This window comes from Bacteroides faecis MAJ27, assembly GCF_900106755.1.
In the GTDB taxonomy this organism is placed as follows: domain Bacteria; phylum Bacteroidota; class Bacteroidia; order Bacteroidales; family Bacteroidaceae; genus Bacteroides; species Bacteroides faecis.
On sequence record NZ_FNNN01000037.1, the window covers coordinates 1 to 15411 of the forward strand.

The 15411-nt window shown below is 37.9% G+C and carries 14 protein-coding genes; 4 read left to right on the forward strand and 10 right to left on the reverse strand.

Translation table 11 applies throughout. The annotated features are described in order from the left end of the window. Positions 1-521: 521 nt before the first annotated feature. From BLW31_RS21665 to BLW31_RS24570, 10 genes are all read right to left on the reverse strand, one after another. Complete coding sequence (locus tag BLW31_RS21665) at positions 522-884, reverse strand: hypothetical protein (RefSeq protein ID WP_010537352.1); 363 nt, start codon at positions 882-884, stop codon at positions 522-524. Beyond that, the gene (locus BLW31_RS21670) at positions 868-1326 is read right to left on the reverse strand and encodes a hypothetical protein (RefSeq protein WP_022301834.1); all 459 of its coding nucleotides are present in this window, start codon (positions 1324-1326) and stop codon (positions 868-870) included. Before BLW31_RS21670 ends, BLW31_RS21665 begins: the two co-directional genes overlap by 17 nt. Before the next feature lie 35 nt (positions 1327-1361). Beyond that, on the reverse strand, positions 1362-1718 hold the full coding sequence (locus BLW31_RS21675; RefSeq protein WP_224207113.1) for an RHS repeat domain-containing protein: 357 nt from the start codon (positions 1716-1718) through the stop codon (positions 1362-1364). 106 nt (positions 1719-1824) lie between these two features. Continuing rightward, positions 1825-2880, reverse strand: a complete 1056-nt coding sequence (locus BLW31_RS21680; protein ID WP_010537349.1) for an Imm65 family immunity protein — start codon at positions 2878-2880, stop codon at positions 1825-1827. Positions 2881-2910: 30 nt separating this feature from the next. Next, complete coding sequence (locus BLW31_RS25090; protein ID WP_010537348.1) at positions 2911-4338, reverse strand: RHS repeat-associated core domain-containing protein; 1428 nt, start codon at positions 4336-4338, stop codon at positions 2911-2913. A gap of 133 nt (positions 4339-4471) precedes the next feature. Further along, positions 4472-4885, reverse strand: coding sequence for a hypothetical protein (locus BLW31_RS21690; protein ID WP_010537347.1), 414 nt, complete (start codon positions 4883-4885; stop codon positions 4472-4474). After that, positions 4863-5201, reverse strand: coding sequence for a hypothetical protein (locus tag BLW31_RS24210; protein ID WP_010537346.1), 339 nt, complete (start codon positions 5199-5201; stop codon positions 4863-4865). Before BLW31_RS24210 ends, BLW31_RS21690 begins: the two co-directional genes overlap by 23 nt. Before the next feature lie 67 nt (positions 5202-5268). Next, positions 5269-8217 carry an RHS repeat domain-containing protein gene (locus BLW31_RS23890; protein ID WP_010537345.1) on the reverse strand — a complete coding sequence of 983 codons (2949 nt, stop codon included), beginning with the start codon at positions 8215-8217 and terminating at the stop codon, positions 5269-5271. A 46-nt stretch (positions 8218-8263) separates the two neighbouring features. Continuing rightward, entirely contained in the window at positions 8264-11302 is a 3039-nt protein-coding gene (locus BLW31_RS21700) for a hypothetical protein (protein ID WP_010537344.1), read from the reverse strand. A gap of 188 nt (positions 11303-11490) precedes the next feature. Beyond that, positions 11491-11586 (reverse strand): smalltalk protein, encoded by a 96-nt coding sequence (locus BLW31_RS24570; RefSeq protein ID WP_010537343.1) that lies wholly within the window; start codon positions 11584-11586, stop codon positions 11491-11493. A 223-nt stretch (positions 11587-11809) separates the two neighbouring features. On the opposite strand from BLW31_RS24570, the gene BLW31_RS21705 reads away from it, so the two are divergent. From BLW31_RS21705 to BLW31_RS21720, 4 genes are all read left to right on the forward strand, one after another. Beyond that, positions 11810-12574 carry a LexA family transcriptional regulator gene (locus BLW31_RS21705; RefSeq protein ID WP_010537342.1) on the forward strand — a complete coding sequence of 255 codons (765 nt, stop codon included), beginning with the start codon at positions 11810-11812 and terminating at the stop codon, positions 12572-12574. A 142-nt stretch (positions 12575-12716) separates the two neighbouring features. Continuing rightward, positions 12717-13553, forward strand: coding sequence for an energy transducer TonB (locus tag BLW31_RS21710; RefSeq protein ID WP_010537341.1), 837 nt, complete (start codon positions 12717-12719; stop codon positions 13551-13553). Between the two features lie 8 nt (positions 13554-13561). Then, positions 13562-14344: an immunoglobulin-like domain-containing protein gene (locus BLW31_RS21715; RefSeq protein WP_010537340.1), complete on the forward strand. Its 783-nt coding sequence runs from the start codon at positions 13562-13564 to the stop codon at positions 14342-14344. Between the two features lie 410 nt (positions 14345-14754). Further along, a complete protein-coding gene (locus tag BLW31_RS21720; protein ID WP_004294810.1) occupies positions 14755-15327 on the forward strand; it encodes a Crp/Fnr family transcriptional regulator in 573 nt (190 codons plus the stop codon). The last annotated feature ends 84 nt before the right edge of the window (positions 15328-15411 follow it).

Sequence of the window (15411 nt, forward strand, 5' to 3'; positions counted from 1 at the left end):
TTGTTCCAAAGCCGCTAAAGCTGTCCGAACACGTGTCTCAATATCGGATACCGAATCGTCCCAACCTGCCTGACGTGCAATTTCCAATGCAGAACGTGTCAGGATAATGCCGCAATACCTGTTCCTATCAGATTGGCATTATTTACAAAGTACTTCGGTCATAATTTGGGGTAATAAATGCCCTGAATTTATAAGAAAGAGGGACATTTACTGAATATCCCTACTTATATTGCTATTATAATAAGTTGTATTGCCCTCTATCTTTTTCTGATAGTATAATACCTGTCACCGTATCACCAGTTGTGAAAGCCGAGCAATCAATAAACTAATCTATTGACCACGGCAATCAATGACATGACGCTTTATAGTCAGTTACAGTTTCACAAGTTGCACCCACTCCAGTAGAAATTAAAGTTATGAACAGAAAAAATCACTACCCTAATACAAGTTGTATTTAGCCAACTCGTATTAGGGCAAGACAACAAGTCTATATCAACTTTTAACATATAGTCTCCTAAATATTAACCAAACATTTTTCTTAATAATGTCTTTATAATATCATAAATAAGCAGAATAATGAGCAATCCATGAGGGATAATTTCTACCATAACAACACCTCTTTCAGGCAAAGAAACAAGAAAAAGAGACCAAATTATGATATTAGTTAATAGGAACCAAAGCCATTCTTTCTTTGAGGCGGCTTGTTCAAAATTGAAACATACTTTTTTTAATCGCAAATAAACAAATGCGATATTATAAGTATAGTATATCATACCAATAATAAACATTGTACTTTGTAATGCGATATCAAAACCATCAAAGATTAACATCACTACAAAGAAAGCAACAGACCAAAATATAAATTCACTACCTATTCTTATCATCTTTATTTAATTGTTTTATAGCTTCCGATACTCCACTAGAAATTGATGTATTTGCAGCTTCTGCAGTTCCAAAACCATAGCCTGCAGCCTTTTTCGCAGACTGTTCTGCTCTTTTCGCTCTGGATTCTCTTGGATTATTTCCTGCAACACGTCTATCGTGGTCAGCCAATCTTCGTAAAGTTTTTCCTTTTGCAGAGTTTTGATAAGAGGATTTTATATAATTACCAACTACTCCACTCGCTTGTCCAGCCATGACATCTGTTAGTACAGATTTTCCACCAACATGTCTTTTTTCAACTAATTGAGATGTTACACTTACCGTAGCATCTGCCGCCATATCACCTGCAACTGTTAATGTCTTAGCTACCTTGCCACCTGCCTGAACTAGTTTTGAAACTGTTACTGCCTTACTAACAACATTAGCTAATCCAACACCTGCCATACTTGTAACAGCTGAGGTCAAAATTGATTTCCCATCTACATTAGTAAGGGATTCCGACCAAGACTTTCCTTCCAACCTATTAACTGTAACCTGGGTAATATAATCAATTCCACACCTATCAAACCTGCAATCCAAGGAAATTCACCATCTGGATCTCTATGCTTTATTGGGTCATTAATACAATATGTATAGGGTGATACAGTATAAAGTTTCTCACTTTGTGGATCTATAGTCGTCCATCCTCCCAATGTAGCATCATACATCCTCGCTCCATAATCATACCAATCAATCCCGTTCTTTCTATCCAGTTCCTTACCATTATACTTATAAGGGTGAATAGCATTACTTACCGAACTTGGTAGCAGATCTACAAAGGCATAATAATGATTCACCTCTTTGAATGTCAAATTCTAATCGACATTCCGATTGTTTATTTGATAATTCTGAGAAAATAACAACATTTGTGATTGCTCAATATTTATAAAACATAAAATAGAGTCACCATCCACGAAAACGATACCCTCTCAGATCTTTATCGTGCACTTTATTATTGTAAAATATCTTAGACTTGTCGCCAGGAATATACTTTTGCGTTTCTGAGTCTACCGTTATGTAACTAAAGATGGTTGCATCATTGTGCAATATTCTGAAGTTTGTCGGTATTCCATTCATCTTCAAGAAACAAAAAGTAGAATCACTGAATAACCTATACATTGACATCCAGACATCTTGTTCTGGTAAATTTTGAAGAAATCTTTGAGGAGATTCACTGTCATACCTCAGGTAGGCATATTCGTGAGATCCAAGAATTATAGGTAGTGAGTCTCTCAAAACCAATTTTAGAGTATCCGTCTTGTTCACCAAAGCAAAACTTAAATTGCTCAAATTGTTATTTGATAATACTATAGTTGAATCCGTTTGATTTTTTAATTGAATAACTCCATAAAATCGGTTTATATAACGTTTCAGAGTATCTACTCCAAGATCCCCAAGTCTGGAAAGCAATGAATCCGCAACAACAATATAATGTTTGTCCATTGACATAAAAACAGGCTGACTTTGAGGAGAGCCTCCGGAAAGATACGGCCAAAGTTCCGGCATCTCTACTATATTATCATATTCCTCTCTATATTTCACCAAAACATGTTCTTTTCCATATTTTTGAAGAGCTAACAACCAAAAACCGTCATCAAAATCAAGAGAATTTGACTGAAAATTAGAATCAGCGACGATACCTTTCTCAAATAGTTCATTCCGCGACATTTCCTGTTCATCCAATTCTATAAAACAGAGATATTTATCTTTGTAACTCAACACTCTAGAAGGTAACTCGTCAGTACAAGACGCAGCAGAATCTGAGGGTCTGACACGATAAATAACATTAGAATCATTTGATACTATCTCTAATACTTCCAAATATGAATGGTGAATATAGTTACTGTCAATCAACATCGCAACTAGGATAGCTGCCCGTTGATGAATATCCTCAGGAGAGGTGGAGGGGGACATACATCCCCCTATTAAAATTAACGAAAGAATTAATCTACTTTTCATCTTTTCAGTTTTATTAAATCCTTTATATAATTATATATACCTGTTTTTTTCTACAACCGGTGTCTCCTTTATATTGCTCTTCGTATTATTATACTCATATAATATTCGATTTGCCTGAAAGTATACTAGATTCTTACTCTTTGGATTAGCGTTTCTTAAATCATTACCGTAGCCACCTTTAGTTCCTCCCGAATCTGGATGAGAATGTATTTGCACCTTACTTTCTCCTACAACTCCAAGATTATTCTTAGCAGAAATTCCATTTTGCACAGTATTTGGTTGTTGATCAGTTGCAATAATAGCTGTATGCACTCCACCAGATTCAAATACACTCAATGACCATTCTACTTTAGTATTTTCAGCTACAAATTGAAATAAATTGGACGCATCAGCAATGTTTGTACTGGCTCCGAATGATTTATAGCCATTATGAGATTGCTGAACCTTTACCATTTCTTCAAGCAACCCTTTTTCAGTCATTTCTATTTTATTTCCACCTTTGGGATTCTTGCTATCACCTGAATAGGTATATAATATATCGGTTTCGGTTGGTACATTCAAGCGAGTTAACCGTCCTGTTTCAGATACTATATAATCATCCTTTCCATCTAAATCTATCCTCAACACCGGATTGTTCTTACAATAAGTATACGGACTCCAACTATAATACTTCTTACTCATCGGATCCACCACATGCCATCTCCCTATCGCCGGATCATAATGTCTTGCTCCATAATCATACCAATCAATCCCGTTCTTTCTATCCAGTTCCTTACCATTATACTTATAAGGCTGAACACCCCTCGAAGCAGTAAACAATCCGCCGAATGGGTAATAATCATTAGTTTCTTCCACATAACCGTCCTTATCTGCTACCACACGGATATTTCCCTGATGATCTTTCAGATAAAAATGAAACTTCTTATCAGGGAAACTTATATACCCCGATTCATTCAGCAACATCTTCAAAGAGCCGTTCTCATAGATCGCATTGCCACAGTAATCGGTAGTAGAGGTCACATTATTCACCATATGGAGCGTACGGAGTTTCCTGCCATCAGCACCGTACTCGTATTCAATAACGTTCCCTTCCGTAAACGATACCTGACTTGGCAAATTTAAAAGATTATATTGAATAACAGCTATTTTTTTGTTTAAATCTTTAGTCAAATTACCGTTTTTATCATACAAATATTCCACTGACTGATTGACGCCATATTTAAATCCCATACCGTTACCATATACAGAGTGGGTAGCGTTGTCTTTTACTGCTTGCAACCGGTTGCAAGCATAAGTGAGATTAAGATTATCAATCAAACCATATTCAGTAGCAGAAGTCTGTCCGTGACGGAGTAAGCCAAGGATATTACCCATTTTATCATAAGCCGTAACCTGTTCATTAAAGCGGTTCGGATTCGTTCTTAAAGTACTTCTTTCTCCATAAATAGCATTTTTCATACGGTTAGCTCCATCATACGTAAAACAAAAAGGAATACCCTAATACAAGTCGTATTCTAGTCAACTCATATTAGGGTAAATACTTTATTAATCAATTTATGTAAAGATAAGATCGATTAAGTTATAATATATATCATCTTTCACTTTTTAGAGAAACACAAGCATTTATAGAAGGTATCGATTCTAAGTAGATAATATCGACACTATCTCCTAAGTGATACAGAGTATCTTCAACTGAAATGGTTGAATCTTTTCTATATAATTTCCCGTTTTTATAAAAAGAATAAGAATAATGAGGAATCCCATATCTTCCACTCCATGGACGAGGACGCATTGTGCCAGATAAAACAGCTTTGCTCTTTTCTCCCCAAATTGGTAATACGATTTCATGCATAATTCCTCTATAAAACCAAAGAGGTGATGAAAATATGAGTAACATGATCAGAATGCCGATACAGCCTTTCTTTTTCTCTATCTTTTCTCTTATAATTCGCTTATTTATATGTTTTCCATGATTCATGTTTTTACTGTTTTTGTTCTTGTTCATACTTCTTTTTATATGTTTTCATACTAATGCCAGTCACATTCTCTGGTGTCTTTTGTATCGCACGGTTAATAGTTTTACTAGCATCGACCAGACTATTTTTAGATGTTGCAATCTTTCGCGCTATCTTCGTTTCAGAAATACCTGGCATTTTTTCCATTATTTTAGTCGCCTTATTTTTACTTAGAATCATTTTATTTCCTGTCTGGTTAAGCTGTTTCCCAAGTCCTGAAACCATATTTTTCACACCCTTACCAACAATATCACTAGTCTTACCAATAATCTTATCTGTGATCACATCCCCAACTGTGTTTTTCACAATATCTGAGGCACGATCGCCATCTTTTATGCCATTTATAGTATTTTTCGCAATAGCAACGCCTGCTTTAACTACTAATGTTTTCCCCAGAAGTTAAACCTCCTTCCACAGCTGAAGCACCTACACTAACCCAATCTATATCATCAAAAGCGCCATTACCTGAAACAAGATTCGCAGCAACTTGAATTCCAAGATCCACACCTCCACCAATAAAAAAGCCAACAACATTATTGATAAACTTCCCTTCCTCATCTCGATGGCAAATTGGATTTCCTCCACAATAACCATAAGGAGTTAAAGGGTAGTATTTATCAATCATCGGGTCCACAGTAGTAAATCTCCCTATCGCCGGATCATAATGTCTTGCTCCATAATCATACCAATCAATCCCGTTCTTTCTATCCAGTTCCTTACCATTATACTTATAAGGCTGAACACTCGTCGAAGCAGTAAACAATCCGCCGAATGGGTAATAATCATTAGTTTCTTCCACATTACCGTCCTTATCTGCTACCACACGGATATTTCCCTGATGATCTTTCAGATAAAAATGAAACTTCTTATCAGGGAAACTTATATAACCAGCCTCATTCAGCAACATCTTCAAAGAGCCGTTCTCATAGATCGCATTGCCACAGTAATCTGTTATAGAAGTAACACCGTTTATTACATGAGCTGTACGAAGTTTTCTACCATCCGACCCGTACTCATATTCAATCACGTTACCGTCGACAAAAATTACCTGACTTGGCAAATTTAAAAGATTATATTGAATAACAGCTATTTTTTTGTTTAAATCTTTAGTCAGATTACCGTTTTTATCGTAAGCGTATTCAATTGTTTGATTTGCACCGTCCTTAAATTCCATACCGTTGCCGAATACAGAATGGGTAGCGTTATCTTTTACCGCTTGCAGTTGGTTGCCATCATACGTAAGGTTCAGGTTATCAATCAAACCGTATTCCGAGGATGAAGTCTGACCATAACGGAGCAAACCAAGTATGTTCCCCTTTTTATCGTAGGCGGTTATTTGTTCATTGAATCGGTTAGGATTTACCGACAAGCTGTTCGTTTCTCCATAAATAGCATTCTTCATACGGTTAAGACCGTCGTATGTAAAACGGTAACCGCTTTCATTATTGGACGGACCCGCTTTCCAAAGCACACTGCTGATATTCCCATTGTAACAAGGTGTATTACCTTCCAATTGATCCTGATAATATAAAGTCTGATTAAAAAGACTTCCGCTGATGCTGCGCGTCCAAGAACGGATATTATAGCCGTAATCTGTTTTCAGCTTTGGGTTCCCGTTTCGGCGTTCCGATTTTAATCGACCGACTTCGTCGTAAACGTTATCAACCAAAGTGATTAAAGGGTCATTGTTCAATTGATAAGTGGTACGAAGCAAGCGGTCGGCGTGATCATACGTATGCTTACGGATTTCAGTGATCGTTTCTTCTCCGGGAATCGCGTATACTTGTTTCACTTCCGTTGGTTGACCGGTAAAGCTGTAAGCGATATATGTCTGTTTGGTACCGTTAAGTTCGTTGTTACCTTTCTGCTGGATCATTCGGTAGCGGTCATCATAATACATCACTGAGTAAAGATATCCTGTTACCGATCCTGTTTTAGAAAGCCGTGCTGTCAATGATCCGGTCTGTTGACCTCTACAGCCGCCGTCATAACGTTTACCGTAGGGGTCTGCCGATTCGTATGCGGTAGCTGTTCCGGAAGGGAAATCGTTCTGCCCGATGAAGTCATAGCTATCGAAGTATCTTGCTGTCAATATAACGGGAGTATTTAATGTTATCCCCGAGACTACATATCCTTTTGTAGCATTCGTCGTTTTATCCAGAGTAGCTTTTACGATTATCGTACTGCCTAAAGGGGTCATGCTATAATTCAGCACGTTTTTACAAGTACCTGTCAAAACGATTCTGCCAAATGCATCCGGAATACTGAACAGCCATTCTCCCTTATCACGCTGCATATCGTCTTGAGTGAAGATGGCCCTGTCGGCAGCATCATACACAGTATACACCGGTCCGCATCCGGGTAGTTTTTTATAAATACAGCGATTCTTGCTATCGTACTTATATATATAAGCATACTTCTTAAGAGCAACATTGTCTTCATTCCATGAGCCGCTACTGCCCGTCAGTACATCTGCAGCCAAAGGAGGAAGAACAAAACGCAAGTTTCCGGCATTGTCATACACATAGTAAGTATCCAGCCATTCTGCCCCATTCATCTGACGGGAAAGAATCAATCTCTCTACTTTGTCCTTAAACTCATAGCTGACGTTGCCGTCTTCATCCGTCGTTTTTACTACCCGAAGAGAACCGTTTCTATAATTACCGGAACATGTCAGCGTAGTTTCACTACACCTGTACAAGCGTGCATTCAATGCTACTTCAGTATTTGAATTGGTCAGATAATCAGCGCATACAGCTTTCTCCCCAGTATGCCAATCTTTTCCCGGTCCAAACTGTTGTTTGATTCTGCCTTCTGCAGAACCTTCATATATAGTCTGGCTGTAAGGGTAAGTATCATACCCATAAAGTTCACTACTTCTTGCAGACTGCTGAACTTGAGAAGGATCAACATAGGATCCGCCTGGATTTTCCATGGCTGTAGGCAACCATTGTCTTATCTCACGGTTCATACCGTCATACTCCTGCAAGGTAATCAGGTCATTCAGAGCGGGGGTGAAACCTTTCCTGATTTTCTCTGTCGGCAATCCCAAATGATTGAAATACTGTATTTCCTGCAGTTGCCCACTTTCAGGTAAAGTTTCCAGTGAATCAGTTTTCACCATGGGTCTCAGGGTGATAATATACGGTTGGTCATTGGAACCGCCGGCATACATAACAGGATCAATCGCTATTCCTGAAGTATCATCCTGATTAGATGGAGAGGTTCCGGTCATGCCACTCACCCGATGCTCATGACCTTTCTGCCCGAAACTGACAATGGAGAACAGGCTGAACAATATAAAGCATATATATTTTTTCATATCTTCTTTAGTCTTTAGTTCGTTTTTTGAATCGTGTTTCTATCTCTCATTTCCCCAAATGGTAAATATTTCTCTGTAGCATGACTTTCTTCAAGTCCGGATCCATATAATAACTGTCGGTAAGACGACTGTAACCGTCGTACTCGAAACGGGTCACTACATTGTTCGGATCGGTAATGGCAGTCACTCCCTTCATCGGTTCATACTCATAGGTAGTCACCCGTGCATTGGGAAGACTTACTCGCAGAGAGCTTATTTTATTCTTCATCTCATCCGTTGGTTCCACCCCTCCCGACCATGAATCAAGCACATTAGTGGCTGTAGCGGGGAATCCCATTTTCAGCAAGACCTGCTCACGAGTTGCATTCTCGATCCTTGCAATGGGAAAACGGTTCTGATATCCCCACAGGAAAGTAATCGGTGTGCCGTCTTTGCCTCTTATTTCGGCTACATTATTGTGACCGTCGTAAGCGGTATACACCACTTCATCGCAATAATCGCTCAAACGGTCTGTTTTACTCTGTATCCGTTGCGGGAAGCAAGTACCTTCTTTAAACAGAATACGTCTCTCTTCCGAACTCCCCCCTTCGCAACGCTTATGACAAGACATGACAGCGGGAAATTCATACAGATAATCGTATTCGTCAGATACGGAATTTCCGTCACTGTTCAGTATTTCTATCTTCTTGGGCTCCATCGTATAACTGTAACCGTATGAATAGGTGTCATAAGTATATCGTCTGGTTGTCACCAGACTGTCTTTTCGGTTACCTATCTTCATATACTCCGTGTTTGTTTCCTGGTCCAAGACGTAAAAGAGGTTATTATCCAGAAAGAAGGTCGTCTGCAACTGGCTGTTACCACTGGTCGGTTCATAATAATTGCTAGGAGCATACACTTCTTTACTTGATAAATCGCTGGGATGTTTCATATATTCGTTAATATCAACCTGCAGCTTCCGAACAGGGAGATAAACAAGTACATCCGAGCTGGTACCGATTCTTTTGTAAGAGTAGTCCGTGCGTGATGCAAGTTCGCTCCCTTTAAAACAATTCTTACGTGCAAGAAGACCATTGTATTGACCGCTATTGGTAAAATGCCTCAATAAATCGTCCGAAGGTTCCTGAGGATGATAAGGAGAGTGCCGGAATATTTTCCAAATCTTCTCCTCCGGTTGTGTATAAAGGAAATTTTTAACGATATTGTCATAGCTATTCCACCACAACACTCCTTCAAAGGGATGTGCATTAACGTAGTAGTAATAATCCGTTTTTATGCAGTCCATTTCTTTTCCGCAGACTTCTTCGCTTACAATATTATACATAACAGCACTGCCGTTACTGAAAGTAATGTTCGATTGAGGCATTGAGACATAGGTAGTCATATATTCAAACCATGATGATGTTCCGTAAGCATTCACGTTGTATGCCGACATAGATGAGCAATAATCACGCTGACTCACAATATGTTTAATGGCTCCACCACCCCATATCGGTTCATAATCGGGATCAAAAAGTTTCGTCAATCCGTATCTATAGGTCTTTATAGTCCGCTCATTCGCATGAGGATCATAGGTTTCGATGCTTTTTACACGTACTCCTCCTACGGGATGAAGATAGTCATCATTGCCTTTCGGACGATTATTGTCACGAAATGCCCCACAATTTCCTTCGTACACGAAATTGGTTTGTACCCCTTGCGGATCGATAATGCGGGTTAGTATCCCCGCCTGCGTCCATTCGGCATTGGGTTCACGGTTTACACCTTCATACTCAATAAGAGCCTTTCCTTTATTGAGATTACCCAAAGGCATGTATAGTATCTGTCTGAAACTGGGAACTGTAACTTCATTACCTACCCAATGGTCAGAACCATTACAAAATCCCCAATGATCTACGGCAGTAGTATAAATGGAAGGAACCTGATAAGTGTCCTTATAATGGAAAGCATACACTTTCGTCTCAACATCCGGTGCAGCAATACGGACGGAGTCCAGCTTGGTCAGCGATGTTTTATTATTATAGGGATTGATGAAGAACTCGATAGTACGAATTATATTCCCTTTCAAATCAGTCACTTCCATCTTTTTATACACATCCGAATGAGTAACATTTGTTCCGGTCTCTCTGTATGTGACGGACAAGGTATTATTAAAGAAGTGAACTTTCTCCAGACGCGCCTCACTGGCAATCTCATTGACATAACTGCTTGCGGGAGGATAGTGAACTCCCGCCACCCCTTCTGATACGCTTGTCAGTTTAGTAGACCATGTATCCGAATTAAACACATCCGGCTCTACCCGAAAATGATCACAATGGGAGTTTTGTTGCTTGGTCATGATGACGTAGGGACTCGAACTTTCAATATCGTTGATGATTACCCTGCCATCAAGATTGAAATAGTCACCCGGATGCATCCGGCTACGAGTAGTAGTGTACTCGAAAGTGACTAGCGGATTTGTTTGCCGTGGCGAACGGATGGATGTACACAGCCAGCGTGTAATAAATTTTCCGGCTTTCTCATGTACACCGTCAAATAAGTATTGAATGCCGTTAGCATCTGTGGCATTCATACTGCCGTAGTTAAAATAAACCCTGTCATTGGTTCTCGGAATAGTAGTCAGCGAAACGGTCGGTTCCAAAAAATACCCGCTTCCAGCGCTATGTGGAAGTTTGTAGACAAATTTGTCGGGCTGCGTATCGTGCTTGTTATCTACCCGGTCGGCATAGTATTGCAGGCGTTCCCGTTCGTCATTCGGAGGAGATTGATGGCGGTTCTTGAACCATCCATATTCATCATCATCAGCTGTATCTTTTATTTCACGCATAATAGAGGGTTCAAGATTTAGTGTCCATCCCGTTCCCGCAAATCCGCTTCGTTCTTTTGGCTTTAGTCCCGAAGCGTGATAAGACAAAGTAATAGGAATGGTAACTTCTCCCGCTACGATTTCATACAACGGAATGGTAATGCTGGGAACTCCCGTACAATAATCTACAGGATATGACTGATTTCTCTCCATAGAAGATGCTTCCGGAGAAATAGGCACAATGCGCGTCCAAACTGATTTCGTGCGCTTGCTGTCCATGTATATCCAATAGTGGAAAACAAATTAATAATAGAATAAATAATAAAATTCTAATTTCTTTTCTTTTGCTATGTGTGTATAAACTGTTCATAATCAATGATATTAAGAAAACCCTTTTTGCTACAAATAAATTTCCAATTAACTTATCCCCCCTTGGAGATATAACTATCTTCTACAGGGGGGGCGTTCTACAAGTTCATCGAACTACCGCCCAACGCTCCCAACACTGCGGAAGCAACCGCGATAATCACTTTCAAAATTGTGTCCCATACTTTTCCTTTCATAACTTTAGTCTCCTTTTAATTAATAGTTAGTAGTTTAAATCTCTAAAAAAATACACGCGTGCTTGTCTAAGTCAAATAATCTTTGTTTCTTTGTACCAGTTAACTGTATGACGATGCAAATATACTAACTTGTTTGTGAAAAGCAATTAGTACAGCGTATTATTGTTAGTATATCAAGATCGTTTAACTAACTAAATATATAACCGTTAGCACTAAAATAAGTATGGAAGGTTGGGAAAGAGTACAATACATTATGGAAGCGGAAGGGTATAATAAAAACTCTTTCAGTGTTGCAATTGGAATTAGTAATAATGTGACTATCACTAGAATAATCAACGAAAAGAGAAATCCGTCACGAGCTACGTGTCAGAAAATCATAGATCGTTTTCCACAATATAGTTTCGACTGGTTATTTTCTGGAATAGGGAACATATTGAATGAAGGACAAATAGTTAGTATTAAATCAGGAGAAGAGAGAGTAGAAACAGAAAATAATACTAACATACCATTCATATCTAATGCCAACCGATTAGAAACTACCGGTTTCATGAATGTCCCCTTAGTACATATCCGTGCCCAATGTGGATATCTGAACGGTTATGGGGACGAAGGATATTTAGAGAGTCTGCCAAGTCTACCCGTTATCGTCGACCGCACTTATCATGGGAAATACATGTTATTCGAAGCTGAAGGAGATAGTATGGACGATGGTTCCAAAGATTCTATTTGCGATGGAGATATTGTATTGGCAAGAGAAGTTAACAGAGATTTATGGAGATACAAACTTCATATTAGAGATTGGTATTTTATTATTGTACATCGCACGGAAGGAATAGCAATAAAAAAAATTGTTGACCATGATGTAGAACGTGGAATAATCACCTGTCATTCCCTTAATGATATGTTTCGGGACTATAAAGTACATTTAGGCGAGGTAGCCGAACTGTATAATCTTATTAAAATAGTGGATAGAAGTGCCCGATTGTAAACAAATTACCACTATCACACATTTCTTATTAACATATCATATTTTTACTATACCAAGAAAGGAAGAGAACTATATTCAAAAGAAGTTTTCTTCCTTTATCCCTGTGTAGATACATTGTTTCACTCTATAAATAGTTCGAACTATGAAAGCGATAAATTTATGCCTATTTTGTTTGTTACTGATAGGATGTGCAAACAAGCCTAAACAAGAAAAAGTTCCGCAAACTCTCATAAACAATACGGTTGGAATAAATGATACGCTGGGACTTTCTTTACACCCTGAATTCCCAATTTATTCCACAAAACAAAAACAAGTCACTTTCATATTGCACAACAATAGTGGTACTGATATTGGCTTTGGAGGATATTACAGCTACACTTATGAGGATGAAAAAGGAATATGGAGGGATGTTCCTATGCAGCTTGTTGTATTTGATGAAGAAATTATACTTTGGCAAGGTAATAAATATTATTACAATGCAGAATTATTCAGGCATACTCCCGGTCGTTATCGTTTTTTTCTTACAGTAAGAAGATATAGTAAAGAATATACTTTAATGACTGAATTTCAATTACAAGATAATATGATTGAACTTTTCAAAAGACATCCCTATAGCCAATTAAATGACACTTTATTACCATCAGAAGAAGAAGCCGTTTACCCACCAATCTATAATGTAATCGACCAAATGCCCGAATTTCCCGGTGGTATAGATAAATTGTTACAATTTATCAATGATAATATGAAATATCCAACCAAAGCACAAACGGAAGGAATACAAGGAAGGGTTGCAGTTCAGTTTATTGTAGATGAAAACGGTTACATAATAGAACCTAACATTGTGAGAAGTGTTGAGCCTTCTTTAGATAACGAGGCACTACGTCTCATAAAAATGCTTCCTCAATGGAAACCCGGTACACTAAAAGGGAAAGCGGTAAAGGTGAAATACACAGTTCCTGTAGCTTTTAAACTCAAATAATAGCAATCATGAAACATTTATTACTCGTATCATTAACACTTCTTTGTTCTTGTTATTCCGGCTCTTCCAAGAAAGGGCAAAAAGACAAAAGGGATAGTATTTGTTTGCAAAAAGAACTATATGCTTTACATAAGTATGTGGATAGCATTATTAAAATTGACACCATTTTGCAACAACGCTTTCATTGTTTTGGAGCTGGGCTAACCAAAGATAAAATATCTATTGACTTCCAAGATATACCGGAAGATTCTTTTGAGTTTTTTAAATCTGCATTCAAGAAAGAAATTGTTGACTCTCCATTATTGGAGTTCAATATAATGACAGATATCACAATGAATATTGAAATTATTCCGACAACAGAAGCTAAGCAACCGTCGCAATCAACATCTTTTGTCCTGCGACCTGTTTCGCGTAACATTCCAACTGGGAAAAACCTAAATCCCGATTCGCTTTCCATGCACGCAGAATACGCTCGCTATCCGCTATCAACTACGGAAGTAAAAATAGCAGTCTTCAATCACTCACAACAAAAATATACATGTGGAAACGATTATAGCCTTGCTTTTTATAACAATAGTAACCAACAATGGGAAGCATTACCCACCAGTCCAGCCTTTGAAGATATTGGTTGGGTATTACTTCCTAAATATCCCCCTCATCAGCAAACAATCAAACTATACACTTCCGAAGTCCCTAACCGTCCGGGTAAATATCGTATTTATAAAACATTCTATAGAGATACGAAAGAAGTGACTTATGCAGAATTTGAAATATTTTCAAATCTTAAATAAAACAAAAACACCCAATTTTACATTATCGGGTGTAAAATCGGGTGTATTCTTTATAAACCACTGATAATCAGTATTTATTGCGGAGAGAGAGGTTTTTGAACCTATAACTCTAACCACTTATGCTACAATGTCTTATATTCCAAAATTTCAAATAGGTAACGAAACAGTAACGATTTTCAGACGTTGGGCTTGTCCAACTTTGACCGCTGTTTGTCTGCCTAACTTTCGGGTTCAAAGATAAGTCTTTCTTTTGAAATACGCAAATCATTGATAATAAATCTTCTGCGATTAGTGCAAGGTGCAAGCTATATATATAAATATATACTTGCACCTTGCACTAAATTTTGTCATTTAGCGAATTTGCTATAATTTTGTGTGAACTAATGATTTCAATAAATGAATGATTTAACATGAAACAATTTAATTTGCAATTTGCCAACCATTCGAAATTAGAACAGCTAAAGCTGTTCTTTTTGGAACATGGCACTTATATCGAACTCAAAAAGGGCGAACAGTTCTCTATTCAAGGTAAAATGAACTGCCGGGGGGCTTATATTGAAAACGGTTTATTGAGATATACCCGTGTGGATGAAAGAGGAAATATACATATAGTAGGATATACTTTCTCCGAAGAATTTGCAGGAAGTTTATGTACACTTATAGAACCTAATCAACCGTCATTAGTAACAATTGAAGCTGTTTGCGATTCAAAGATTTACTATCTACCGTATTCAAAGTTAGAGGATTTTTTTGCTACAAATGCCGAGACAGCACAAATAAAGTGCGCTCTTGTCGAACAATCCTACTCGTTAATGTATCATAGATTATTGGATATGTACTGTAAAACTACGGAAGAACTTTATCTTGATTTATTGAACAGATGTCCCGACATTCAAGAATATATTACGTTAAAAGAGATAGCCTCTTTCTTGCAAGTCACACCGGAAACTGTTAGTCGTATACGTTGCAAACTGAAGAAATAACTTATCCTTTAACATACTTTATATTAGGGTCTTGACAATTGTCAAGACCTTTTTTATTTATTCTTCCGTATTTTGCATTCACTA

Bases quoted from the DNA above. Each gene is read 5' to 3' on its own strand.
- BLW31_RS21665 (WP_010537352.1), bottom strand. From the start codon at position 884: ATGATAAGAATAGGTAGTGAATTTATATTTTGGTCTGTTGCTTTCTTT.
- BLW31_RS21670 (WP_022301834.1), bottom strand. From the start codon at position 1,326: ATGGCAGGTGTTGGATTAGCTAATGTTGTTAGTAAGGCAGTAACAGTT.
- BLW31_RS21680 (WP_010537349.1), bottom strand. From the start codon at position 2,880: ATGAAAAGTAGATTAATTCTTTCGTTAATTTTAATAGGGGGATGTATG.
- BLW31_RS25090 (WP_010537348.1), bottom strand. From the start codon at position 4,338: ATGAAAAATGCTATTTATGGAGAAAGAAGTACTTTAAGAACGAATCCG.
- BLW31_RS21690 (WP_010537347.1), bottom strand. From the start codon at position 4,885: ATGAACAAGAACAAAAACAGTAAAAACATGAATCATGGAAAACATATA.
- BLW31_RS23890 (WP_010537345.1), bottom strand. From the start codon at position 8,217: ATGAAAAAATATATATGCTTTATATTGTTCAGCCTGTTCTCCATTGTC.
- BLW31_RS21700 (WP_010537344.1), bottom strand. From the start codon at position 11,302: ATGGACAGCAAGCGCACGAAATCAGTTTGGACGCGCATTGTGCCTATT.
- BLW31_RS24570 (WP_010537343.1), bottom strand. From the start codon at position 11,586: ATGAAAGGAAAAGTATGGGACACAATTTTGAAAGTGATTATCGCGGTT.
- BLW31_RS21705 (WP_010537342.1), top strand. From the start codon at position 11,810: ATGGAAGGTTGGGAAAGAGTACAATACATTATGGAAGCGGAAGGGTAT.
- BLW31_RS21710 (WP_010537341.1), top strand. From the start codon at position 12,717: ATGAAAGCGATAAATTTATGCCTATTTTGTTTGTTACTGATAGGATGT.
- BLW31_RS21715 (WP_010537340.1), top strand. From the start codon at position 13,562: ATGAAACATTTATTACTCGTATCATTAACACTTCTTTGTTCTTGTTAT.
- BLW31_RS21720 (WP_004294810.1), top strand. From the start codon at position 14,755: ATGAAACAATTTAATTTGCAATTTGCCAACCATTCGAAATTAGAACAG.